This is a genomic window from Paenibacillus sp. NPDC058898, from assembly GCF_049316025.1.
In the GTDB taxonomy this organism is placed as follows: domain Bacteria; phylum Bacillota; class Bacilli; order Paenibacillales; family Paenibacillaceae; genus Paenibacillus_AQ.
Map to the genome: position 1 here is coordinate 1 of NZ_JBMOSM010000019.1, position 23,531 is coordinate 23,531.

The window sequence follows — 23,531 nt, forward strand, 5'->3', positions numbered from 1 at the left end:
ATCTCATTTATTACTATAATTATACAACATTAACGCGGTGTCGTGTTGAAATATCTCGATATAAAAATAGCTGTCGAGACTTTCTCGACAGCCTGGAGACCCTGAGGGGTCTCTTTTCTATTTATAGAAGCACAGAAGGTCGCGTTTCTGGCGTGGGCGGCCCGAATATCGGTATCCGGGGAGCCGCCGTTGGCATCGTTTATTTAAGATTGATCGTTCCGAAAATCGAATTTTTACTTGGATCTCTAAAGGTGATAGAACTAATATCCATATTTTCTGGAAGGTTGAGCGTAACTTGAATAGTTTTTGTCTCACCTTTTAGTAGATTGGTATGGTCATAAGAAGTAGCTGAACTGATCTTCTTGCCACCAATAGTAGCGCTATCAAAAAAATCTAATGCACTCCATGCAAATTGGTTTGTCGGCTCTTCGTTTAGCGTTGCTTCAAATTCAATAACAGCGAACTTGTTTCCTTTATCAGCAATCATACCAGATGTCGATCCAGGTCCAGATGGGATGAAGTTTGTATAGCTTACACTGTTAACTTTTAGTGTCATATCACCTCGAGTAGCGGTTTCATTAAGTTTGAGTGTTAGTGGTGTCTGTGGTGCATTGGTTTGATTGGAATTTACTTGGGGATTTGTTGGTGTTTGTGATCCAGTCTTCAATTCTATTCTCTTAGCCTTATTATCGAAAGAAGATAACTCAGCGTTTAACATTTCAGCAACCTCACGAACCGGAAGGTAGGTTGTACCTTTGTATATAATTGGATCAGATTTGAGATTTTGCTTTTGCCCATCTACGATAATCGTGAATTTTGATAAAACAGCTTGAATTGTACCGGGTGCTGCAGCTGCAATTGTTGCCGATCCAATCATCATGCCAAGTGCTAGAGTGGTCATAGTTTTAACAAACGATTTCTTCAAGTGATACAACTCCTTTTTTTGTCAAGTATAACACTTATTACGGCAAAATCTGGGTGAAAATTTATAGCAGATAAACCAACAATTTGCCCACGATTGTGATCAAGTTATCGCAATATAAGTAATATGATCGCATCGGCAAAGAACTCTGTTGGCTAAGGCTAACGGGGTTCTTTTAGTATGGTGATCGTCAAGGTACGCATCGCTCATATTGACTTGGCTAAATATCAAAGTAAATTGGAAACCAGTTCCATTGCATCAGAAAATTATGAGATTTGTTGGATATCAATTCCAGGGAATCAAATGAATAATGAAAAGGAATTGAAGAAATTGACAATCTCACAAATATCATTTGCTAATGGAGGTAGGATTGTGTTTAGAAAATATTCACGATTATTGATGGCGTGTTTTGCTGGATTGCTGCTGATGTTCGGATTAATGCCTGGATTAGGCCACGCATCTACCGATTCGGCGCAGTCAACTGTCGAATGGTCCAGGGATTACGGAAGTAACTCCGCAGGGAATGAAGTGATCCCAACTTCTGATGGCGGCTATATAGCCGTTGGAGGTATCTTCGAGGCTGGAAAGTATCAAAAGGCTTACATTTTAAAGCTTGATGCAGAGGGCCAGGTTGAATGGGAACAGAAGCCTATGTATCCTACTACGAATAGTATGGCATACCGGGTCATTGAGACGAAGGACGGTGGATATCTCGTAGCCGGTAACACGAATTCAGAAGACGTACCGATTGTTGGTCAGCTGTATATAATCAGATTGGATTCATCGGGCAATGTATTATGGGAGAAGGTACAGGATGATACAATTCATAGTACCCCGACTGCAATTGTCGAAACGGAGGACGGCGATTTTTTTATAGGCGGGAGTGGGTCCGTAGGCTGGGTTGCCTATGAAAAAGCCTATATTTTAAAGATCGATATAAACGGTGAGACGTTGTGGTATAACAAATACAATTATACAGACAGCGTAGAGTTTAACGACCTTATTCCGGCAAATGATGGAGGGTACATTGCCGTTGGCAGCGTAGGCCGGGCGGAATATGAAACGGGAGACCTGGATGCGATGCTGATGGTTAAAATTGATGATCAAGGCAAAGAGGTTTGGTCGAAACAATTCAAAGAGCGGGATAGCAGATGGTCTGCATTTTCCATTACGGCTTCGGAAGATGGGGGTTATGTCATTGGCAGTGGAAAAAGGGTCAATCGCAATCATGTGAACGTACTGACCAAGACGGACCTGAACGGACAGGTACAATGGGAAAAAACATATCGAGACGGGACGAATTCCGAATACTTCAAACGTCTTGTCCACACCAAAGACGGCTACGCCATGCTAGGAGAACATATTTCTCTAAACAGTCTGGATTACAAAAGGCAATACGATGTGCTGAGCGTCGATGGGAACGGCCAGTTTATCAGCAGGGAATTGTTTAAGGGCCCTCCGATCAACAACGTCGGAAGTGCAGCAGTAACTCCTGACGGCGGATTTATTTTTCCGGGAACCGTTGTACGGGGGGACGTGAAGAAGTTCCAGCTGATGAAGCTGTCGCCTTCAGCGGACAGGCCAGTCGAACGTACGCTGACGGACATCTCGTTTACGGAAAAGGATAAGAAATTGATAGCAGGTACAAATGTCTCCACCGTACTTCAAGCGGTTTATTCTGACGGCACAAAGAGCGATTTGTCCAGCGCCGCGAATTATGTCTCGGCGGACAGCGCCATCGTGGAAATCGACGTATTGGGCCGGATTACGGGGAACGAGCCGGGGAACACCTATGTCGAAGCAACATACGAAGGTTTCACGGCCAGATTGAACATTACCGTGTTCCCGGAAGACTCGGACGAATTCGAACCTGTCTCTGGCTATATCAAGCTGGATTCTGACGAGTATTCGCTTGCGGAAGGCACGATGCTGGACTTGAAGGTCGTATTGCGTAACTATATTAACCAAAACGAAATCGACATCACAAGGCAAACAACATTCATCAGTGATCATCCGGATATAGCCGAGGTAGATAAGGAAGGAAACCTGATCGGACAGAAGCCGGGAAAAACCCGGGTCTATGCCCAATATAAGGGAAGCATCACTTCGGCCAACGTGCTGGTGGTTCGTTCATCCGTTCCGAATGAGAGTGTGCAGTCAGACACCTTAAAGTGAATTCCGCTTGACGATTTTGCAGTGTTTTTGTAATGTATCTCACTGATTCCATACTTCTTTCAATACCGGTAGGAATAATCCTCTTAGGACCTGTTTGCTAAGATACTTCTTACTCGGTTTCATACGAAGCATTTGGATACATTTTGTGTAATGTATGCTGTCAGTTTGACTGGTTCTTTTATAGGTTATGTAACAAGCAAAAAAACAGTAAAAAAGTAAACAGGAATATTTTACTTATAACTCAGTTACATACATTACCGTAAGAATTTGCTTACGAGAGAGCGTGTGCCGATACTCAATCGGCACACTTTTTTACATTTTGAATCAAGATAATAAAACGGTTAACTTATTAGGGAATATATGGTAATATATTTTTGTAATTATATTAAAGGAGGTAAATGGAAATTGAAGAAAAGAAGCAAGTTAATTATTTCAACTCTCATCGCATTGTCAACTATCATTGCAGCTATTCCTAATGCTAATGCAACCGTGTTTAGTTACAAGAGAACAACTGGTATTTTTAATGCCTATTATGACTATTCTGTTGCTCAATATGGTTATACTTCGCAGTTCGATTGGGCACGCTCACAATGGTCTGGAATCTCTTCAAAAGTATCGATTGGAAAGTCCAGTAAACAAGATAAAACCACAGATATGTATTTTGTTGATAACATTTCAACAAGTGGAGTATATGGTCAAGTAATTAACTATAAGAACGGCGGCTCCAATACTGTTGACCCCAATGTAGGTAATTGGGATTATTCTGTTGTCATATTATACGACAATAATCTGGCTTCAGATGGCTTGAAAAATGACACCAATATAAAGAATAGTGCCTTACACGAAGTAGGGCATTCACTTGCTTTGGCTCATACCAATATCTCTAACTCAACCGAAAGAGCTTCCTCAGTCATGACTGCGGGAACCGACACATTTAAAAATCGTAATATTACTTCTCCTTCAACCTATGATAAAGGTGAATTAAAGTACAAATGGGGAAATTAAAAAATAGGAGGATTATGAAATGAAGATGTTGCTAAAAAAGAAAAGCATAATTCTTTCACTGGCTTTGGTTATTATCCTTGCAGCAGCTTGTTATTATTATTTTGCCATTTATAATTCTGTTCGCGATGTAAGAACTCACCCAGATTATAAGGGGTACTCAACGGGAGAAGCACTATCCTCTGATGCCCAGTTGATTGTTATCGGAAGGCCCATTAAGGACTTTGAAGATCGTGAAATGACCATTAGAACACTTGAGAATGATATACCTGTGGATTTTTATACGTTAACCGAGATTGAGGTTGAAAAGGTTTTGAAAGGCTCTGAGGAAGACGCGAGTAACCTGAAAGTAATAGAACCCATTGCTCTGAAGCAAACGCTATCAGGTAAAGAAAAACTAGCAATTGGGGATTATACTGAAATGAAGAGCGGCAGCAGTTATATCATATTTATGAAAAAAAATACTTATGGACAATATAGCGTAATTAATTTGCAAGCTGGTAAATTCAATTTGGATGGGACTGATCCGGATGATGTGTATGATGAAAGCGAAAACAAACAAAATATTTTTTCGGAATTGAAAACCTCTCAATATTTGCAGTAGAGAGCTTTATGCAACTCGTTCAAATAGGTTAGAAAAAAGTAACCAACCCGAATGCATGGCAAAGATTGATAAGAATTATGTCTTCGAGGGGCCTCATGCAAAAAGAAAAGCCCAAAAATGGGCTTAGGATAAGATAATAGAGCATCTATTAGAAACAAACTATTCCGTCTTCTCAAGCGTGGACACACCGATAAGAACAGAATTCGTGGTTCCGCCACTTACATTCTCAAATGAATAAAATGTTGCCGGCACTCCTCGCATCGTGACATAATCGTCTTGCAGAATATCACCGGTAGAGTGGGCATAAAAACCGATAATGGAGTTATCGTTATCATCTATGATGTGTATTTCGGCAAGGGTAATACCCTCTTCGACTTCATCTTCAATGATATCAACAACGTATCCACTTACCTCGATCATCTGATCCAAATAGGGACTCAGATTTTTGTTGAGGTGGCGGGACGTAATATTTGGATCGACTTCTGCCTTCGCTTTCTTTTGAGCTTTAGGTGTAAGCGCTGGAAACAACTCATAATGCTGAACAAAATAGTTATAGGTGACCTCGTCTAGAGCTCCGTCTTCAATTTCAATTGGGATAACATAAGCCATGATTTCAGCGAAAAGGTTTTCTTCCGTTAATCCTTCGACATTACTGCCAGCGTTAGCATTCGCATCTTCCACCTGATTACTAACTTTAACGATTTCGAACGAGTCCATTATGTTTTGGACACTCGCTTTTCCTCCATTATCGTAGGCTGTCTTGGAATAGGAAATGGAGAGCGTGTAAAGCTCATTGCCGTTTGAGGCAAAATATTGAGTCAAAATGACCTGGGCGTTGGTCTCTCCATGAGTGTATTCAGATTCCAGAATCCCCGCTGCCTTCTTGGGAACGTCGATGTAGTTCAGTTTTTTGAAATCTTGGATTAATGGTCCCCCATCTCCATTGGTTAAACCTTGAATGGCAGCGTTAGCTGCTTCCTCTGGAGTAGCTGACGATTCCTCGATAACGACATTTAAATTATCAACAAAAGCTCCTTGGGGGTTAGGATTTACGAATGCCGCAATGACTTGAGGGATGTTAAGCTCTGCATCCTTCCAAGTCGAAGGGTAGGAAAAGGAGAAATTCTCCCCTTTAAATGATTGAGTCTTGTTAGGTTCTTCATTCTTTTCCTTATTGTCAGAGGCGGTGTTTTTTGCCGCTTCATTTTCCGGGGTTGAAGGGGGGGACGAAGTTTCGGCTGCGTCTTTCCCTGAACTGCATGCAGTCAACATGACCAATAACAACAGGATGAACAGAGCTGATTTTGCCAAGCGTTTCATTTCTTCTTCTCATTTCTTGAGTCCCTATCGGCTAGGGGATTTGCTTGCACGGAAATTTTCCGTCGCTTGTTGTTAACCCGTTAAAACAGGAATATTATAGAATAGTCTATCAGAACTAGGTATATATTTCTATGTTTAAAGCGAAAGAGTAAGGATATTGTAGAATTATAGAAGTTAATGGGAGAATCGAACTATTCCTTGTGAATATTAGCCTTTCCCATGTCTCACCATAGTGATCAAAGGAGTACTCACAACTTTTTATGTTCCCCTAATGAAGCTTTAAGGTTTCATTAAGCTGCATATCTTAAGATGGAATCACCTCTTAACAATAGATTAGGAGCCCCTCTAATTCCGTGGTTAGAGGGGCTTCTCTTGTTTACATACCTTTTTTGCCTATTCGTGGTTTGATTATTGCTATTTTTTTGGGCTATGATAGACTAGTATTTTTTATAGCCATACAAATGTTGTAAAGAGAGTAGGAGAGTTATGGAAGATTTCATCTTGTGGTTGAAGTACTTGCTGTTGGGTATTGTGCAGGGGGTTACGGAGCCGATTCCGGTATCCTCCAGCGGTCATTTGATTGTCGCCCAGAGACTCATGGGCATGGAGCAGAACGGGCTGTCGTTTGAAATTCTGACCAATACGGCGTCATTAATTGCGATTGTATTTATCTTTCGCAAGGATTTGCAGAGATTGATCGTGAATGGCCTGAGTTATTTGCGCACACGAAAACCGGAGTATAAATCCGACTTCATGTTTATTCTGTATATTATTGTAGGTACGATTCCAGCCGTCATTATCGGTCTGTTGTTCAAGGATCAAATTGAAGAAATATTTGCCTCTGTACGTACGGTAGGCGTTGCGCTGCTGTTCACGGGGGTCGCTCTTTGGCTGATTCGGAATCTTCGTGGCCGCAAGCTGGACAATGACCTGTCATTCAAGGATGCGCTTATCGTAGGTTTGGCCCAGGCGGTTGCGCTGATCCCGGGTATTAGCCGATCCGGTTCGACCGTCATTACGTCGATCGCTGTGGGGATGAAGCAGGAGACAGCGCTTCGGTTTTCTTTTATGCTGTATATCCCGATAAGTCTCGGCGGCATGGTGCTGGGCGTGTCGGATATCACATCGGATCCCAACTTTTCTTCGTTGCTAATCCCTTATCTGATTGCGTTCATTGCTACATTGATCTGTACCTATTTTGCGATGAAATGGTTCATGAATATCATGGCGCGCGGGAATCTGAAATATTTCGCTTATTATTGCTTTGTCGTTGGTATTTTGCTGCTTGTCTTCTTATAAGAATGGAGAAGGGCCCCCATAAGTTCTTTGAACTTGGGGGGCTTCTTTTCATACGTAGGAGAGTGATTATGATGACAAAATGTCCTTTTCGGTCCATCATTACATCGGAGGAGAAGCTTCGGGACCTGTTCGGCGAGTCCAATCATGTGGTCAAACATAAAGCGATTGATCGATTGGATCATCACTGTAAAGATTTTATTGCCAAGAGTCCATTGCTATTTATGTCTACTTCGGACGCATCCGGTTACTGCGATGCTTCGCCGAGGGGAGATGCGCCGGGGTTTGTGCATGTGATGGATGAATCCTGGTTGGTTATTCCGGAACGGCCGGGCAATCGCCGCTTTGATTCACTGCGAAATATTTTGTCCAACCCTAGGGTCGGCATCGTGTTTGTCATACCGGGATTGAAGGAGACCCTGCGAGTCAACGGCAGTGCCGTTCTGATCAGGGACGAAAACATTTTGGAGCAGCTCAGCGTACAAGGCAAACAGCCATGGCTTGGCATCGGAGTACGGGTTGAGGAATGTTATATGCACTGCGCAAAAGCCTTCATACGGTCCCAAACATGGAATCCTGATTCCTGGATATCAGGCGAGCAGCTGCCGAATCCGTCCCGGATCATTGCGGATCATGTGAATCAAGATCGTGTGACGGAGGAATCAGTTACTCAAGGATTACGGGACAGCTACGACAAGCGTCTCTATTGATATTCATTTATAATAGGTGTAGCGACATAGGGAAACGATATAAATGACGGTCAGATTGAAGATAAGGGGACCAATAGCTTTGATAACGACCAGAGAACAAATTGTAGACCGATTACATAAAGGAATACAGACGCAGGAGCGACTGATTGGCGTTGCGGCAGGGGCAGGGATCTCGGCAAAATATGCGGTTAAGGGCGGGGCAGATTTGATACTGGCCCTGAATTCGGGCCGTTTTCGGCAGATGGGGCTTGGCTCCCTGGCGGGTTTCATGCCCTATGCGAACGGCAATGAAATGGTGATGGAATTCGGCTCGCGGGAGATTCTGTCGGTGGTCGGTGACATACCGGTGATCTTCGGTCTGTGCGGGACAGATCCAACCATTCAGCTTCCCGATTACTTGGCATCCATCCGCGGCAGCGGTTTTGCCGGCATAGTCAACTATCCGACCGTGGGAATGATTGATGGACAGTTCGGTGAAGCCCTGGAGGAAGAAGGCATCACCTATTTGCAGGAGGTGGAGGCCATTCGGGCTGCCCATGAGCAGGATATGTTTACGATGGCCTTTGTTTTTACTCCGGAGCAGACGAAGTGGATGCTGGAGGCTGGGGCCGATATCATCTGCGCCCATTTAGGCGTCACGGCAGGCGGGTTGATGGGCACCACGAAAGCATGGTCGCTGGAGAAGGGGGCGGAAATCGCCAGAAACATATTTGAAGTAAGTGACGCTTCGGGCAGGCGGCCGATCAAGCTGGTGTATGGCGGTCCGGTCCATACGCCGATCGATGTTCAGTATATGTATGACAACACGTCAGCCATGGGTTACGTGGGCGGTTCGAGCTTTGAACGAACACCGACGGAAGAGGCCATTGTGGATGCCACGCATCGTTTTAAGGCAACGGGCCATCTGGAGCAGGATCGGCAACTGATGGAGAAGCTCTCGGGGCTCGAAGAGCCGATGGATTATGTTGCCTACGTGAAGGAATATGTTGCCGAGAATTACGCGGACCCCATTTCAATGAACGAGCTGGCAGAGCGTATTCATGTTTCTCGAACGCATCTGAGCGCGCTTTTTAATAGGGAAGTGGGATGCAGCTTTCCGGAATATATAGCTAAATACAGGATTCACAAATCACAGGAGATCATGAAGCACAGCAAACTGTCCCTGGGCAGAATAGCCGAGCTCGTGGGCTACCCTGACTATGTCCATTTCAGCAAAACCTTCAAAAAATACGCGGGAACTTCTCCCCAATCCTACCGTCAGCATCTGAAAGACAAATATACATAAAGATCGTACATCGATACGATCCTTTTTATTTGAAAGCGCTGTATTATGGTCTTGTAGGGATCCTATACCGGACCTGTCAGGACGGGTGCAAGCGATCCTGAGATGAGATATGGAGGAGGTCTGCACGGTGAAGACGGTAGCTATTGCGGGGACATTTGATTCGAAGGGTGCCGAGTTTTCATACGTTAAATCCGTTATCGAGAGCTTGGGGTTAAAGACGTTTATGATCCACAGCGGTGTGTTCGAGCCGATGTTCACGCCGGATGTATCCAACATCGAAGTTGCAGCGGCAGCTGGTGTGGATATACGTGAGATTGCGGCTCGAAAGGACCGTTCCGCAGGGACTGAAGCATTGGCTCAAGGAATGGAAAAAATCGTACCGAAGCTGTATGCAGAGGGCAAATTTGACGCCATGCTGTCATTTGGCGGCACTGGAGGTACTTCGATCGTCACGGCGGGCATGAGGGCATTGCCGATCGGCGTTCCGAAACTGATGGTGTCCACGGTCGCATCCGGCAATACGGCACCTTATGTGGGGACAAGTGACATTATCATGTTCCCGTCCATCGTGGATGTATCCGGACTGAATTCGTTTTCCACCAAAATATTCACGAACGCGGCACATGCGATTGCCGGTATGGTTCAGTTCGAATCGGCGCCCCCGATGGATAAAAAGCCGCTGATTGCAGCGACGATGTTTGGGGTTACGACCCCGTGCATCGATTATGCCAGGGCGCATCTGGAGTTGCATGGTTATGAAGTGCTAGTATTTCACGCAACAGGTACGGGCGGACAAACGATGGAAAGCCTAATTGAGGCCGGATATATAGACGGTGTGCTGGATTTGACAACAACGGAATGGTGCGATGAGCTGGTGGGAGGCGTTTTGGCGGCTGGTCCGCATCGTCTGGAAGCCGCCGGTCGCTGCAAAGTACCGCAGGTCGTATCAACCGGAGCGCTGGATATGGTCAATTTTGGTCCATATGATACCGTGCCGGAGGCATTCCGGGAACGGAATCTGTACAAGCATAACCCCTCGGTTACGCTGATGCGGACCACGGTTGAGGAGAACCGGCAGCTTGGGGAATTGATTGCTGACAAATTGAATATGTCGCAAGGACCTACCGTACTGATGCTTCCTTTGCAGGGCGTATCGATGCTCGATGTAGAAGGTGAAGCATTCCATGGACCGGAAGAAGATAACATGCTCTTTGATACGTTAAAACAACGCATAGACCGTAAAACCGTTGAATTGATCGAGATGAATACCGACATCAATGATCAAGCTTTTGCCGTGGCTGCGGCCGATAAGCTGATGGAATTGATGAAACGGCAATAAGTCTGGCGCAGGTTACAGGTTACACACTCATACTCAAGTATTCACACTGAAGGAGGACATGATCATGGCAATGACAACAAGAGCAGAAGTGTTAGCAAAATTAAAATCAGAAGTAGCAGCGGGTAAAGTATTATTGGGAGCGGGAGCAGGGACAGGCATCTCGGCCAAGAGTGCCGAAGCCGGTGGTGTGGACTTGATTATTATATACAATTCGGGGCGTTACCGGATGGCTGGGCGCGGCTCGCTCGCGGGACTGATGGCTTACGGAGATGCGAACCAGATTGTGGTGGACATGGGAAACGAGGTGCTGCCGGTCGTGAAGCATACGCCAGTATTGGCGGGTGTTTGTGGCACGGATCCGTTCCGGATCATGGATATTTTCCTCAAGCAGCTTAAGGAGCAAGGATTTGCCGGTGTGCAGAACTTTCCCACGGTTGGCTTGATTGACGGCGTATTCCGGGCGAATCTGGAAGAGACGGGCATGGGCTATGATTTGGAGGTTGAGATGATCCGGAAGGCGCATGAGCTGGATATGCTGACTACTCCGTATGTGTTTGATGTCGATCAAGCGAAGAAGATGGCTGAAGCCGGAGCCGATGTCCTGGTTGCCCATATGGGCCTTACCACCAAAGGAACCATAGGTGCGAAAACAGCATTGACACTCGACAATTGCGTTGAAAAGATTCAAGCGATCTGTGATGCCGGTAAAGCCATTAACCCGGACATTATGATTCTGTGCCATGGTGGTCCGATTGCAGAACCTGAGGATGCGGCGTATGTATTGTCCAGAACCAAGGGAGTCGAGGGATTCTTCGGAGCTTCCAGCATCGAGCGTTTTGCCACCGAGGTCGGCATTAAGCAGCAGACAGAGGCATTCAAGAATATCTCGAAATAAATAGGTAGCCTGATACAGAATGATCGGAATCATATGGAATGAAAAGGACTCCCGGGAAGGGAGTCTTTTTTGGTGTACGGTGGGAAGGTAATCGGACTGATGGGCTGAACTTGCATGTGGTTCGCGAAAACGAGGCGTAAACAACCCATTTAGCATCCGGCGACGTGACCTGCGGTTTCGCTTAATCATCATCCTTGTGCTTGCTCTTGGATGCAGCTATAGCAAAGGCAATAATAATTATTGGAATGAAGATAAACCAAGGGATCGTAATTGTCGTCCCCAATAACAGGGCAAGCAGCAATAATACCACCATGCCAATGATCAAGTACAGGCAGCCTCTGCCGAACGTCTCCATCATCCATCAGCTCCCTTTGACAAGGATGACGTTATGGACAAGGTCTAAGTTTCACGAATCATGATAAAAAGGCAGAAGCCTTGCCCTTGCCATCACGCCCTTGCGGTCACGCTGACAATGAATGAAGGTTTCCACCCAACCTCAGTGTAAAGTATGAAAAGCATACCAGATCAAGTCTTCTTTTTATCGTTGTTCATCTTTTGCATTCATCTTGTAATCCTTCAGCGCGCTGAGATTAGCTCTGGAATTTCCAAGGGACGGTTTCTGATCGTAATACAGCCTTTGCTACCGGGTTGCCTCTCTTTGAATAGGGTAAGCAATCATGATAGTATCAGGAAGGAACCAGTGGATGAAGGGGGCTTGAAGGAGTGGCTAATATTAAAGAGATTGCCAAGCTGGCAGGCGTTTCGGTGTCAACGGTATCCCGGGTGCTGAACAATCATCCCTATGTCAGAGAAGATAAGCGGACACGCGTGTTGGAGACCATGAAACAGCTGAAATACGCCCGGAATATGAATGCGGTCCATCTGATTACAGGGAAAACGATGAATATTGCCATCATGCTGCCGTTTATTAATCATGCCTACTTCTCCTTGCTGATGGAAGGAGCTGGACAAGAAGCGCTTGCCGCTAGCTATCGCCTGATCCTGTGCCAAACCGGGTATGCGCCGGATAAGGAAGTGGAAGTGCTGGAGATGCTGCGTAACCGCGAGATTGACGGCATCATTATTTTATCGTCGGCCGTGACTCCAAAACAGATCGAAGCCTACTGCACTTACGGACCGATCGTATGCTGTCAGGATGCGGGCGAACGATTATTTTCTTCTATATATATAAACCATGCGGAGGCATTTCGCAGTGCCATGCAATATTTGATAAAGCGGGGACATCGACGCATCGGCTTCACGGTGGGAAGACTGGACAGTCCGAGCACGAGAGCGCGCCAAGTGGCGTATGAAGAAGTGCTTAAGGAGATCGGAGAGCCTTACCGACAGGAATGGATATTGGATGGCTGTATCGATCTGGAGGACGGTGCGGCGATTATGGATCGGCTGTCCGCTATGGAGGAACGTCCAAGTAGTTTGCTGGTAACGGGTGACCATGTGGCCGCCGGATTGATCTATGAAGCCGAGAAGAGAGGACTGTCCATTCCGCAAGAGCTCGCTGTCATCGGATTCGACAACCAGCCGATCGGTAAAATGCTGGGTCTCACCACGATTGATAACCGACTGTTTGATATGGGCTCCGAGGCCTTCAAGATGCTGTATGCGCATATTCAAGGGGAGCAGGAAGAGCCGGTTCGCAAGGAGCTTGCCTTCGAGCTGATCGAACGTTCATCGGTATAATGGCTGCATAGCCAAGTTCTAACAAACGGATTACAAAGTTCGACAATTATGATATTCTTATTTATGCAAGTTCCATGTTTCACAACGTTAACGTCTGCAGCTGTCTGCAGGCGTTCTATTCTGTATTATAGAAGGAAAGGAGCATAACCAAGTGGATGCCCTTGAACAGTTTAAAAAAGCTTCCCGAATCAAAGTAATTCCTGTTATGCTGATTCCGGTTGCTTTGGGAGCACTCGGGGCTTATGTATGGACAGGTGAAGTTCATTTAGGCCTCTTTTTATTGACCTTGATCGGGAGCGGCGCTGCCCATCTGTTCTCCAATATGGTGAACGATTTGTGGGACTATAAGAACGGAACGGATACGGAAGCGCAGGAGCATGTGGATGCGATCTCCACGAACTCCGGATTTCTTACGAAGGGCGTCTGGTCGCTCCGTAAATTCGAAATCGTTACCTGGACGTTATTCGGGATTGCGGCGCTGAGCGGCATCATCCTCAGTTTGATCAGCGGCTGGTGGGCCTTCATCTTCGGCGGACTTGGCGGGTTGATCGCTTATTTCTATGTCGCACCGCCAATTCAATTCGGATATCGCGGCAAGGGTTTCAGCGAGATTGCGATTCTGCTATCCTTTGGTATTTTGCCGGTGATGGGCGCATACTACGTTCAAACCTCACATATGGATGTCCGGGCGCTGCTGCTGTCACTGCCCATCGGGCTGCTGACAACGCTGATTTTGTTTAATCATCACTTTTTGCATTGGCAGGCGGACCGTCAGGCCGGGAAGAAGACCCTGGTTGTGGTATGGGGTGAAAAGAGAGCGCTGAACTTCTCTCGAGTTCTGCTGCTGCTGGCATGCCTCTCCTTGATAGCCTGCGTATTGGCCGGGGCGCTTCCGCCTTACGCATTAATTGCACTGCTTACGATGATTCCGTTGTATCTTGTCTATGGAAGACTGAAGGACAGCAACCGTTCCGAAGCGTATTTACCGCTGATGGGCGCCTCAACGATGACGACTATGCGCTGCGGCGGCGTGCTGATCCTGTCATTGCTTATCCAAGGAATCATTCAGACTTTGTAAGGAAGAAGGGGAATTAGATGGAACAACAACGCGTTTTTGGTGATTTTCACTCTATCCTGTCCGAGACCGGGACTTGGAAGATCGGCGGTTTCCCGCTGCCGGACGGTTCATTCTGGGAATATCGCGAGCCGAATGCGGTCGTGATCGTCCGCAACGGCATCCTGTACGTGCGCGCGCCGCTGAGCCGCCAGAATGATCAGATCCAAATTCTCGATAATGCCAAGCATATGTATTATTCTAACGAAGAGGTGGAAGTGCCGGAATCCGGCGAGGTCACGTTCGAGCTGCAAATTCGGGCACGCACCCAAGGTACGGTTCCCGGCGACTTGTATGACGGCTACGTATCTTTGAATCTGCTTGATTTCAGCACGGGCGCAGCACTGGACTTTTTTGCTTCGAATGACAAGTATGCCAGCGTGTATGCCGTTCTGCCGTTCCCGGGTGTGCAGGTGCCGGAATCGGACAAGACCCGTTACTTCTGCATTTTCAAAGAGGAGGATACACACTTCACGCCGCGGGAATTCAACACATATAAAATCACGTATAACCGTGCCGAGGACGAAGCGATCTTCTACGTGAACGGCGAAGAGATCCGCCGGGAGAAGAACATCCCGATCAAGTTCAACAAATTCACTATCGCGCTTGGCATCATGACCGAAAAAGACCTTACGCCGCAGGGCAGCGTATCCGTGCATGGACAAACCGTCATTGCCGAATACTCTCCCGTAACGGTTACGATAAAAGAATAGCAAGTATATAGTATAGTAGAATTAAGAAGATCATGCTCATTGATGTGGGCATGATCTTTTTTATAAAGTGGTATTTTTTGTATATTCCCAAAAGATGCTTTATGACACATTAGTTCACAAAAAAAACTGACCAACCACATCGGGAGATCAGGGCTTTTAAATATTCTTATTTTTTCGAATGTGATTTTCAAAGGGTTAGAAGGCACTTTAAGCGTGCATCATCCCGTTCCAAATGAATTTCTATGCAGAAACATTTTCTAGTAAATCATCGTTGCTCCTTGGTTTGCAACCATTTAACCGTCCCAATGAAGCCTGCCAGCCCTATTAAAAATACCAGAAAATAACTGATACCTGCCAAGGGAAATGATGCGATGCCGTTTTCCTTCAAATGCAAAGCAGGTACAGACCAAGGCAGATACGTGCCAATGGCAGTGGGACCGAATACCAATGCCAGCATCAAAGTTGTAAAAGCAAAGCCGATCGGCACCAGATAACCGCGCGATATACAGGCCAATAAGGCAAGAGGGGCACTTAATAATAGGTGGAGAGCGCCAATGATAAGTATTAGGAACAAATAATGTTGTACAATCGGAAACGAAAAGCCAGGAAGGCCAATAGCAAAACCAAGCACTAAGGCATAAGCAAAGCTGATCAACATCATTACAGAACACCAGAAAATAACTGCGGCATATTTGGCAATCGCTATTTTACCGCGAGATATAGGCAAAACGAGCAAATCCTTGAGCGTCCGATCAGAATACTCACGGCCAAATGTCCAGCTTGTCACCAATCCAAATCCCAGCAGCCCAAACACGGATGCATACAAAAACGCAGTCCGTTCAAAAAAAGAAGGCCAATCGGGCTGTCCCAAGAACAACGTGATGACAAACAATATAAACAGAAGCGTGCCCCATAAAACAAAGGATCGACGCAATTTGTAAACTTCAACGCTACAGGCTGTCAACAATGGTCTCATTTTCGTTTTCCCTCCTGGGCTCCGATCACTTTGAGAAAATAATGTTCCAAATTCTCTTCTTCAATGTTAAGCATGGTGAGCGGCACTTCATGATGAGCAAGCAATCTCGCAATATGTTCGGGATGCTTCACGGCTTGATCATCCGGAAGTGCAAGGCAGTTATTCGAAGTCGAATGTACCGCATACCCGGAGTCTGAAAGAATAGCTTGAGCCTTCCGAGCATCCTTCGTTCCAATCATCAACTGCTTTCGGCGGATGGTTTCAAAGTCTTTTGCTGTCAGTTCTTCAAGCAATGCGCCTTTGTGAATAATGCCGATTCGAGTAGCCATTTTGGACATTTCCTCAAGGATATGGCTCGATATAAACACGGTAATCCCTTGTTGAGAAGCTAGAGCTTTCAGCATTTCCCTTATCTCGACAATTCCGGCTGGATCAATTGCATTCGTTGGCTCATCAAGAATCAGAACGTCCGGCTTATGAATTAACGCTTTGGCCAATCCAAGTTTCTGCGCGTTACCAAGTGATAAATCTCTTGCCTTACTATCCGCATATTGGTTCAAATTCAATTGCTCCATAATTTCGTCAACTGCCCTCGGAACCGGTAATCCTCGTAGCCTGGCCATCAGACTCAAGTTTTCCCTAACCGTAAAGTTAGGGTAGGCATAAGGAACTTCCACCATATAACCTACTCGTCTCGACAAATCGGGATTCCCATTCGCCCAGCGCTGACCAAACAAATACACTTCTCCGGAAGAAGGCTTACTCATTCCGAGAAGAGCTCGAATGGTTGTCGTTTTCCCTGCGCCATTCAACCCCAGGAATCCATAGATTTCTCCTTTTTTAACGGAAATCGAAACGCGATCTACAATGACTTTATTTCCGTATTGCTTTGTCAGGTTAATGGTTCGAATAATTTCTTCCATAGAAACAGTCCTTCCCATATCATCAGTTTAAACTCAGTTCATTAAAAGCGCTGTCGATCACCTGAGATGTTGTAAAAGATCGCACCGGCTTTTCCAAATCAGTTTTCGCGATAAATGAAATTCAAGTAATTCAAGATCGATGCGGTATCATCAATGGAGGTACGCAGTGCGATGTAACCGTCAGGACGAATCAATACGAGTTCTTCGCTTGCCACATCGTAAATTCGATAGGCATTCCCTGCTGTGTCTATTATGCCTTCCGGCCCCTCCATCTTCGATGGCAGGATATAATGCACATGGAGTTCGTCGTTGATGAAGTTCTTCAGAGAAGGATCGATGCAGTTTGCAAAAGCCAAAAGCGTCCAGTGCGGACCTCGCAATAGGTCAAAGACGTCTCCTGCAAATCCGGTGCCTTGCAGGCTCGTAGCGTTAGGAGCACGATCTCCAGGAAATGAACGGGTAGCATTTCTTCGAGCAGACGGACGGGTAAGAGAACTTGACCGATAGGAAATGAGAAGCCCACTCGTCAGATCGTCGGATATGGTGCTCAAGGATTGGGACAACCCTCCGCCTTCAGTCGCCGTTCCTATGACCCCTCCCATCTTCTTCGTGCTATCCTCGAGCACGGCTTGAGCCACAGGGCGGCGCTCCTCATCGTACGTGTCGAGTAAGGCGGCGTCCGCTCCGCGTATGATAGCCGCCAGCTTCCAGCCGAGGTTGTACGCGTCCTGCATCCCCGTATTCATTCCTTGACCGCCAGCTGGCGAATGAACATGAGCGGCGTCGCCGGCAAGGAAAACCCGGCCGTTGCGGTAACATTCAACCATACGGACGTTGACTCGGTAGATGGACAGCCAGGAAGCATCCGTGAGCCGAGCACGTCCGGCTCCTGCGCGACGGTCAAACATGGCTTGATACGCCTCTAGCGACGGCTGCTCTGGTTCTTTGATGTCTGCCGGAATTGTAGCCTGCAGCTGCCAAATATCGGATTTCGGCAGCGGTGTCACCCCGACCATCCCCTCCGAAGATGTCCAGATATGGATATGGTCACGATCCAACCCTTCTAATCGTACATCGCCAAGATACCATCGCTCATCATCGTGTGTTTCTCCAACCAGCTGCAAGTGAATAAACTTGCGGATATTGCTTTTGCCCCCGTCAGCGCCGACGACATAACGAGCGCGAATCTGCTCTTCTCCTTGTGGTGTTTTCACGGTTACCGTTACACCATCCAAATCCTGAACAAGCCCTACTGCTTCCATGCCCAATTCAACTTGACCGCCAAACACTGCATATCGGTCGCGCAATGCTTTTTCTACATCATATTGAGCAATCCAGACCGGATCACGATAGGGTGTCTCAAGTTCGGCGCTAGCTGCAACGGTAATAGCCGGCTTGTCCATACTCCTGCCGTCTGCGGTATAATAACGAACAGGCAAATCCACGACACCTGTGTCAATAATGTACCGAACGGCCTCCAAATCATCGACGACTTCAAGCGAGCGGGGCTGGATTGCTTTGGCGCGAGAAGCTACGTTATATAAGGTGCTTCGTTCAATAATACGATGGTCGACATTTCGACGGGCAAGGTCGCAGGCAAGTGTAAGCCCTGTTGGTCCGGCCCCGACAATGAGAACATCAACAAAAGACTGCACGGTTTTCATGGATAAAGTCCTCCTTGATCATTGATTTTGATATGTTACATTGATTATACTACACCGTGCAGTGTAGTTTGTAAATTGGAATTCATTTTTGATAGTATACCTTTAGGGGGAAACGTAAGCATGGATAATACGGAAAACAAAAAAATCCGCAAAGGCTCTGCAGACAAACGAGCTAAAATTATTGCAGCGGCACGAGATCTGTTTCTTTCAGATGGGTTTGACCGCTCCAGCGTCGATGCGGTCGCAGCTAAAGCGGGGGTTTCCAAAAGGACCGTTTATGATTATTATGGCGACAAACAGAACTTGCTGTTTGCTGTTGTGGAAGAAACCAGTCGGGCGGTTCTGGACATGATCAAGCAAGGGATATCAGACTACCTCTGGGAATTCGAGGATCTGGAGCAGGCGCTCATCTTATTCTGCGAACAATTCGTAGCTTCTGCGAACGGTTCGTCCGATTACAGCGCTCTGATCCGTCTGGTTACAATGGAAGCCGCCAACCTGCCAGCCTCGTTTTTAGAAAAACTGGATAACGCAACGGAAGAGGGGATTGTCAGGAGGTTTACCGAGTTTGGACAAAACGGACTGCTCGATGTGCCAGATCCTGTAATGGCTACAAAGCACTTCGCTGCCTTAACGTTTTTATTGGTATTTGATCAACCGATAAAAGCAGGGAATTTGGAGGAGGAACAAACCAAACGTATCATCACTGAAGGCGTACGCGTCTTTCTTTGCGCTTATGGAAAACGCACCGTTCAAAACGAAAATCAACCATCATACTGATTGCGATTTTGCTTAACGATAAAAGACTGGTGTGGCCACCAATTTAATGGAAATAATACGCTACGGACGTACAGGGGACCTGCCAGCATTCTCTTGCCGTGTCGCCAAATAACAGCCTGGTGAGTTCCCGAAAGCACGTCGGAACATCGTCATGAAACTGCTGGGCGAAGAATAGCCCAGCGCGTCGGCTGAGGTGTAGTACTATTAAGAATGCGGTATTGAAGGAGTATAGTTCAAAAGATAGCAACTTATATGAAAGAAGCCAACTATATGAGAGAATCTATGGATTGTATGATATGGCTGAAACTATCCAAAATGATCCTCGGAAACCAGATTTTCAAAAAGGGTATAAAAGATTTTTTGAAAAGAGAACTGTCATGTAAAATAAAATATTGCCATGATCGCTAACGCTTAGCGTTTAAAACCGTCAAATTGTCGGCATAGCCACAAAAAAGATGTTCTCGAATACTAAGAAATGCTGTGAAAATGACACCTTACCTATCATAAAAAAATCTTATAATATAAAACGGCGACTTTCTCCCGAAACTAATCGGGTAGAAATCGCCGCTTTAATTTGGAAGGTGAGATGCTCATGCCATGTAACATCAATCCTTTCAAAGACTGCGCCGGCAAGCCTGTGAGTCCCAAGGGGATTCACAGCATGATCGGCAATAAATCAGGCTAGCTGACCGTGTTGAACGGGTCAGCTTAGCCCCTCCCCCGCCCAGCCCCCAAAAGGCCATCCCTGATGAAAGGGATGGCTATCTTTTGATGGGTGGAAAGATTGGAGGCCAGCCGAGAATAGAGGATGTATCCGTGGAGGAGACCTGGCGTTCGCCTTTGAAACCGGGAAAATACCGCAAGAATATCATCCCGTTTTCCTGGTTTCAACAGCGACCGGAACGGATACATCCTCCTCAGAACAGGCCGACAATCTTGAGCATCGAAAAGAAAAAAGCCATCCCATATACCATGGGATGGCCTATTTTTACTTCAGATCTTCAATCGAATTTGCCTCCACGTAAGATGGAACCACCAGGCCGGTTTTTACGCCTTCCATGTTAGCGCCAAGGTCTTCGACTTGGTCCTTGAACTTATCCCAATAGTCGGCATGCGTCAATGGAAGCCATGCTGCTACGGTTGCATCCACGTCGCCATTGGCAACGCCGGTCCACATTGGGCCTGCTTCTACTTGAAGCGCGTCAACTTTGTATCCGAGCTTCTCTTCCATGATCACTTTCAGCAGGTTGGTGCTGGCAATCTCCGAATCCCAAGCTACATAACTGAACTTGAAGCTTTTGCCGTCAACCGGCTGAACGCCTTCAAGCCAGGCATCCACTTTCTCTGCGTTGCTGTCTGCCCATTCTTTAGCGGCAGCCTCAGGGTCTTGGCCTTCTTGGATTGCCGTCATAATCTGACCCATATCGTCGGATGTCCACTTGAAATTGCTCAGGAACTTGTAAGCTTCCGGATGATCTTCTTTCAGTCCAAGACGGACAACGGTGTGGATCTCTTCCGCTTCACCGAATACTTTCTTCGGATCTTCCAGATACTTCAGGTCATATTTGGCAAACATCCAGTGCGGTGTCCAACCGGTAATAATGATGGGATCTTCGTTCTTGATGGCTTTGTTGAGGGTTGCGGTCATGGCAGCACCGGAGCCTTCGATCAGTTTCCAGTCGGTCAATCCATATTCATCAATCGCTGCAGCCGCAGCTTTCATAATACCTGCACCTGGATCAATACCGATGATTTCATGTTTCACTTGTTCGCCAAGGGAAGCAGTAGCACCGCCGTCAGTCCCTTTGTCCGTTGTTCCATCCGTGCCGCCGTTTCCGCCCTGTCCGCAAGCAGACAGAACCAGAATAGCAGCCAAGCTTAGCAGCAACCAAAACTTTTGTTTCTTCAAAATTAAGCACCCCTTTTTTTCGTTTTAAATATATTTTGTGTAAAGCGGTCGAGGACAATCGCCAAAATGACGACAGCCAAGCCAGCTTCAAACCCTTTACCAATTTGCAGCTGAGTTACGGCCCGGTAGACCTCAGCACCGATACCTTGGGCACCGATCATCGAAGCAATAACGACCATTGACAAGGACAGCATGATGGTCTGGTTAATGCCGGCCATCAAGGTCGGCATGGCCAGTGGAAGCTGAACCTTGAACAATTTCTGCCCGGAAGTCGAACCGAATGCATCTGCAGCCTCCGTCAGTTCACCTGATACTTGCATAATGCCAAGGCGGGTCAGGCGAATCGTTGGCGGAATGGCGAAGATAACCGAAGCGATAACCCCTGGAACTACGCCCAAGCTGAAGAATGTGACGGCAGGGAGCAAGTATACAAACGCCGGCATGGTTTGCATAAAGTCGAGAACCGGTATGATCACGCGGGATGCCGACTTGCTGTAGGCCGCCCATATACCCAGAGGAACACCCAGTATAACGGAGATCAAGGCTGCCGTGATAACCAGACTGAGCGTGCTCATGGTCTGTGACCAATAGCCCAAGTTATCGATGAGCAGAAAACCGATGGCTGTAAACAAAGTCAACGGCAGACGACCTAATAGGTAGGCAATGACAGCCAGGATGAAAATGAACAGGTACGGATGAGGAAGCATGAACAAATCCGTAAACAGCTGCACAACGTTTTTGATAATGAAGGAGATGGCGTCAAAGAAACCGGAGAAGACGTCTCCCATCCATTCGACCAAGGAATCAACCCAGCTTGCGAGAGGGATCTTAGGCATCTTGCGTCACCTCCTCGCTCTTGCTTTCTCCGGCCAGGGCACCAAGAACAGCGCCGCGGACGATAACGCCCATCAACCTGCCGGTCTCATCCACAACGGCCAATGGCACTTTAGCCATACTCGTAATTTCAAACAATTCATTCAGCAATGTATCGGGTCCAACACTCGGACCGTCTGTGATGAGAATATCCTCAAGCTTGCGGTTATTCTTCATGGCATCGGATGCATCTTCGGCCGTAATGACGCCAAGCAGCTTCTTGGAACGGTCAATGACGAACAGGTTCGAAATCCCCCGTTCACGCATCAGCTCAAGCGCCACGCGAGGTCCACGATCCATCGTAATGGTCTCCGGACGGCGCATAACCCGTGATGCGGTAAGCACCTTGGACAGATCCACATCTTCCACGAACCGCTCAACATAATCGTTGGCAGGCTGGGTCAAGATTTCTTCCGGCGTTCCGATCTGTACAATCGAACCGTCCTTCATCAAGGCAATGCGGTCGCCGATCCGAAGAGCTTCGTCCAGGTCATGAGTAATGAACACGATGGTTTTTTTCATTTTGTCCTGAAGCTCGATCAATTCGTCCTGCATGTCTCTGCGGATGAGCGGATCCAGTGCGCTGAAAGCCTCATCCATCAACAGAATCTCCGGATCATTGGCGAGTGCACGGGCAAGCCCGACACGCTGCTGCATGCCGCCGCTAAGCTGATCGGGCATTTTTTCCTCCCAGCCTTTCAAACCTACAAGCTCGAGCGACTTCATGGCCGCTTCGTGCCGCTTGCTTTTGTCTATCTTTTGAATTTCCAATCCGTATTCCACATTTTCTACAACCGAGCGATGAGGGAACAAGGCGAATTTCTGGAACACCATGCTGATTTTTTTGCGACGTACATCACGCAGCTGTTCCTTGTTCATTTTTCGGAGATCCTTGCCGTGAATCAATATTTCGCCCGATGTTGGTTCAATCAACCGATTTAGCAAACGGACCAATGTAGATTTACCGCTGCCTGACAACCCCATGATGACAAAAATCTCGCCCTCGTGGATATCGAAGCTGACACGGTTAACGCCAACCGTTATATTTTTTTCTTTCGCAATTCGCGCTTTACTCCAGCCTTGCTCCAGCAATTGAATCCCTTGTTCCGGATTCGCGCCGAACAATTTGCTGACTTTGTTAACTTGCAGAATAGCCAAAAGTACTCCTCCTTTTTATTGTATAGAGACGCGTCCATTTGACCGAGTCTTCTTATTCCTGTCGTCTCGTAAACCCATGTCACCCATTGTAACAACCGATACGTAAAGTATCAAACGTTATATCCGTACGTAAAGTACGTACAGTAAAAACTGTACAAAGTTATCCTTTGAA

21 protein-coding genes are annotated in these 23,531 nt (G+C 46.7%); 12 read left to right on the plus strand and 9 right to left on the minus strand.

Translation table 11 applies throughout. The features are described 5' to 3' along the window. Positions 1-199: 199 nt before the first annotated feature. Positions 200-925, minus strand: coding sequence for a stalk domain-containing protein (locus tag ACOZB4_RS30380; RefSeq protein ID WP_379416516.1), 726 nt, complete (start codon positions 923-925; stop codon positions 200-202). A gap of 369 nt (positions 926-1,294) precedes the next feature. On the opposite strand from ACOZB4_RS30380, the gene ACOZB4_RS30385 reads away from it, so the two are divergent. The 3 genes from ACOZB4_RS30385 to ACOZB4_RS30395 all read left to right on the plus strand — a co-directional run bounded on the left by ACOZB4_RS30385 (position 1,295) and on the right by ACOZB4_RS30395 (position 4,703). Further along, positions 1,295-3,097 carry a hypothetical protein gene (locus tag ACOZB4_RS30385; RefSeq protein ID WP_379416512.1) on the plus strand — a complete coding sequence of 601 codons (1,803 nt, stop codon included), beginning with the start codon at positions 1,295-1,297 and terminating at the stop codon, positions 3,095-3,097. 405 nt (positions 3,098-3,502) lie between these two features. Further along, positions 3,503-4,102, plus strand: a complete 600-nt coding sequence (locus tag ACOZB4_RS30390) for a hypothetical protein (protein WP_379416510.1) — start codon at positions 3,503-3,505, stop codon at positions 4,100-4,102. Between the two features lie 19 nt (positions 4,103-4,121). Beyond that, positions 4,122-4,703: a hypothetical protein gene (locus ACOZB4_RS30395; protein ID WP_379416508.1), complete on the plus strand. Its 582-nt coding sequence runs from the start codon at positions 4,122-4,124 to the stop codon at positions 4,701-4,703. A gap of 159 nt (positions 4,704-4,862) precedes the next feature. Here the strand turns inward: ACOZB4_RS30395 and ACOZB4_RS30400 are convergent, their stop codons facing one another. Then, positions 4,863-6,023 carry a hypothetical protein gene (locus tag ACOZB4_RS30400; protein WP_379416506.1) on the minus strand — a complete coding sequence of 387 codons (1,161 nt, stop codon included), beginning with the start codon at positions 6,021-6,023 and terminating at the stop codon, positions 4,863-4,865. Positions 6,024-6,509: 486 nt separating this feature from the next. Here ACOZB4_RS30400 and ACOZB4_RS30405 point away from each other — a divergent pair, with 486 nt between their 5' ends. The 5 genes from ACOZB4_RS30405 to ACOZB4_RS30425 all read left to right on the plus strand — a co-directional run bounded on the left by ACOZB4_RS30405 (position 6,510) and on the right by ACOZB4_RS30425 (position 11,548). Next, positions 6,510-7,322, plus strand: a complete 813-nt coding sequence (locus ACOZB4_RS30405; RefSeq protein ID WP_076324692.1) for an undecaprenyl-diphosphate phosphatase — start codon at positions 6,510-6,512, stop codon at positions 7,320-7,322. Between the two features lie 71 nt (positions 7,323-7,393). Next, positions 7,394-8,029, plus strand: coding sequence for a pyridoxamine 5'-phosphate oxidase family protein (locus ACOZB4_RS30410; RefSeq protein WP_379416518.1), 636 nt, complete (start codon positions 7,394-7,396; stop codon positions 8,027-8,029). Positions 8,030-8,108: 79 nt separating this feature from the next. Next, the gene (locus tag ACOZB4_RS30415) at positions 8,109-9,314 is read left to right on the plus strand and encodes a phosphoenolpyruvate hydrolase family protein (RefSeq protein ID WP_379416503.1); all 1,206 of its coding nucleotides are present in this window, start codon (positions 8,109-8,111) and stop codon (positions 9,312-9,314) included. Positions 9,315-9,441: 127 nt separating this feature from the next. Then, positions 9,442-10,653 (plus strand): Tm-1-like ATP-binding domain-containing protein, encoded by a 1,212-nt coding sequence (locus ACOZB4_RS30420; RefSeq protein WP_379416501.1) that lies wholly within the window; start codon positions 9,442-9,444, stop codon positions 10,651-10,653. Between the two features lie 64 nt (positions 10,654-10,717). Next, positions 10,718-11,548 (plus strand): phosphoenolpyruvate hydrolase family protein, encoded by an 831-nt coding sequence (locus ACOZB4_RS30425; protein ID WP_379416498.1) that lies wholly within the window; start codon positions 10,718-10,720, stop codon positions 11,546-11,548. Between the two features lie 181 nt (positions 11,549-11,729). On the opposite strand, the gene ACOZB4_RS30430 is transcribed toward ACOZB4_RS30425, so the two are convergent. After that, complete coding sequence (locus ACOZB4_RS30430; protein WP_179090683.1) at positions 11,730-11,906, minus strand: hypothetical protein; 177 nt, start codon at positions 11,904-11,906, stop codon at positions 11,730-11,732. Between the two features lie 365 nt (positions 11,907-12,271). Here ACOZB4_RS30430 and ACOZB4_RS30435 point away from each other — a divergent pair, with 365 nt between their 5' ends. From ACOZB4_RS30435 to ACOZB4_RS30445, 3 genes are all read left to right on the plus strand, one after another. Beyond that, the gene (locus tag ACOZB4_RS30435; protein WP_379416496.1) at positions 12,272-13,249 is read left to right on the plus strand and encodes a LacI family DNA-binding transcriptional regulator; all 978 of its coding nucleotides are present in this window, start codon (positions 12,272-12,274) and stop codon (positions 13,247-13,249) included. A gap of 151 nt (positions 13,250-13,400) precedes the next feature. Further along, complete coding sequence (locus tag ACOZB4_RS30440; RefSeq protein WP_379416494.1) at positions 13,401-14,327, plus strand: prenyltransferase; 927 nt, start codon at positions 13,401-13,403, stop codon at positions 14,325-14,327. A 17-nt stretch (positions 14,328-14,344) separates the two neighbouring features. Next, on the plus strand, positions 14,345-15,076 hold the full coding sequence (locus tag ACOZB4_RS30445) for a DUF6081 family protein (RefSeq protein WP_127593381.1): 732 nt from the start codon (positions 14,345-14,347) through the stop codon (positions 15,074-15,076). Positions 15,077-15,341: 265 nt separating this feature from the next. On the opposite strand, the gene ACOZB4_RS30450 is transcribed toward ACOZB4_RS30445, so the two are convergent. The 3 genes from ACOZB4_RS30450 to ACOZB4_RS30460 all read right to left on the minus strand — a co-directional run bounded on the left by ACOZB4_RS30450 (position 15,342) and on the right by ACOZB4_RS30460 (position 18,639). Further along, positions 15,342-16,052 (minus strand): ABC transporter permease, encoded by a 711-nt coding sequence (locus ACOZB4_RS30450; RefSeq protein WP_379416492.1) that lies wholly within the window; start codon positions 16,050-16,052, stop codon positions 15,342-15,344. Next, a complete protein-coding gene (locus ACOZB4_RS30455; protein WP_379416489.1) occupies positions 16,049-16,975 on the minus strand; it encodes an ABC transporter ATP-binding protein in 927 nt (308 codons plus the stop codon). The genes ACOZB4_RS30450 and ACOZB4_RS30455 overlap by 4 nt, the downstream gene beginning before the upstream one ends. Before the next feature lie 98 nt (positions 16,976-17,073). Further along, complete coding sequence (locus ACOZB4_RS30460) at positions 17,074-18,639, minus strand: FAD-dependent monooxygenase (RefSeq protein ID WP_379416487.1); 1,566 nt, start codon at positions 18,637-18,639, stop codon at positions 17,074-17,076. A 120-nt stretch (positions 18,640-18,759) separates the two neighbouring features. On the opposite strand from ACOZB4_RS30460, the gene ACOZB4_RS30465 reads away from it, so the two are divergent. Next, positions 18,760-19,419, plus strand: a complete 660-nt coding sequence (locus ACOZB4_RS30465) for a TetR/AcrR family transcriptional regulator (RefSeq protein WP_379416484.1) — start codon at positions 18,760-18,762, stop codon at positions 19,417-19,419. 988 nt (positions 19,420-20,407) lie between these two features. Here ACOZB4_RS30465 and ACOZB4_RS30470 read toward each other — a convergent pair. The 3 genes from ACOZB4_RS30470 to ACOZB4_RS30480 are packed head-to-tail and all read right to left on the minus strand — an operon-like array spanning position 20,408 to position 23,359. Then, positions 20,408-21,328 carry a glycine betaine ABC transporter substrate-binding protein gene (locus tag ACOZB4_RS30470; protein ID WP_379416482.1) on the minus strand — a complete coding sequence of 307 codons (921 nt, stop codon included), beginning with the start codon at positions 21,326-21,328 and terminating at the stop codon, positions 20,408-20,410. A 2-nt stretch (positions 21,329-21,330) separates the two neighbouring features. After that, complete coding sequence (locus tag ACOZB4_RS30475; RefSeq protein WP_379416480.1) at positions 21,331-22,164, minus strand: ABC transporter permease; 834 nt, start codon at positions 22,162-22,164, stop codon at positions 21,331-21,333. Continuing rightward, positions 22,157-23,359, minus strand: coding sequence for a quaternary amine ABC transporter ATP-binding protein (locus ACOZB4_RS30480; protein WP_076324681.1), 1,203 nt, complete (start codon positions 23,357-23,359; stop codon positions 22,157-22,159). The genes ACOZB4_RS30475 and ACOZB4_RS30480 overlap by 8 nt, the downstream gene beginning before the upstream one ends. Positions 23,360-23,531 lie beyond the last annotated feature (172 nt).

Excerpts from the sequence above, each read along its gene's own strand:
- ACOZB4_RS30395 (WP_379416508.1), top strand. The coding sequence starts at position 4,122 with ATGAAGATGTTGCTAAAAAAGAAAAGCATAATTCTTTCACTGGCTTTG.
- ACOZB4_RS30475 (WP_379416480.1), bottom strand. The coding sequence starts at position 22,164 with ATGCCTAAGATCCCTCTCGCAAGCTGGGTTGATTCCTTGGTCGAATGG.
- ACOZB4_RS30445 (WP_127593381.1), top strand. The coding sequence starts at position 14,345 with ATGGAACAACAACGCGTTTTTGGTGATTTTCACTCTATCCTGTCCGAG.
- ACOZB4_RS30430 (WP_179090683.1), bottom strand. The coding sequence starts at position 11,906 with ATGATGGAGACGTTCGGCAGAGGCTGCCTGTACTTGATCATTGGCATG.
- ACOZB4_RS30450 (WP_379416492.1), bottom strand. The coding sequence starts at position 16,052 with ATGAGACCATTGTTGACAGCCTGTAGCGTTGAAGTTTACAAATTGCGT.
- ACOZB4_RS30400 (WP_379416506.1), bottom strand. The coding sequence starts at position 6,023 with ATGAAACGCTTGGCAAAATCAGCTCTGTTCATCCTGTTGTTATTGGTC.
- ACOZB4_RS30410 (WP_379416518.1), top strand. The coding sequence starts at position 7,394 with ATGACAAAATGTCCTTTTCGGTCCATCATTACATCGGAGGAGAAGCTT.
- ACOZB4_RS30425 (WP_379416498.1), top strand. The coding sequence starts at position 10,718 with ATGGCAATGACAACAAGAGCAGAAGTGTTAGCAAAATTAAAATCAGAA.
- ACOZB4_RS30405 (WP_076324692.1), top strand. The coding sequence starts at position 6,510 with ATGGAAGATTTCATCTTGTGGTTGAAGTACTTGCTGTTGGGTATTGTG.
- ACOZB4_RS30455 (WP_379416489.1), bottom strand. The coding sequence starts at position 16,975 with ATGGAAGAAATTATTCGAACCATTAACCTGACAAAGCAATACGGAAAT.
- ACOZB4_RS30460 (WP_379416487.1), bottom strand. The coding sequence starts at position 18,639 with ATGAAAACCGTGCAGTCTTTTGTTGATGTTCTCATTGTCGGGGCCGGA.
- ACOZB4_RS30465 (WP_379416484.1), top strand. The coding sequence starts at position 18,760 with ATGGATAATACGGAAAACAAAAAAATCCGCAAAGGCTCTGCAGACAAA.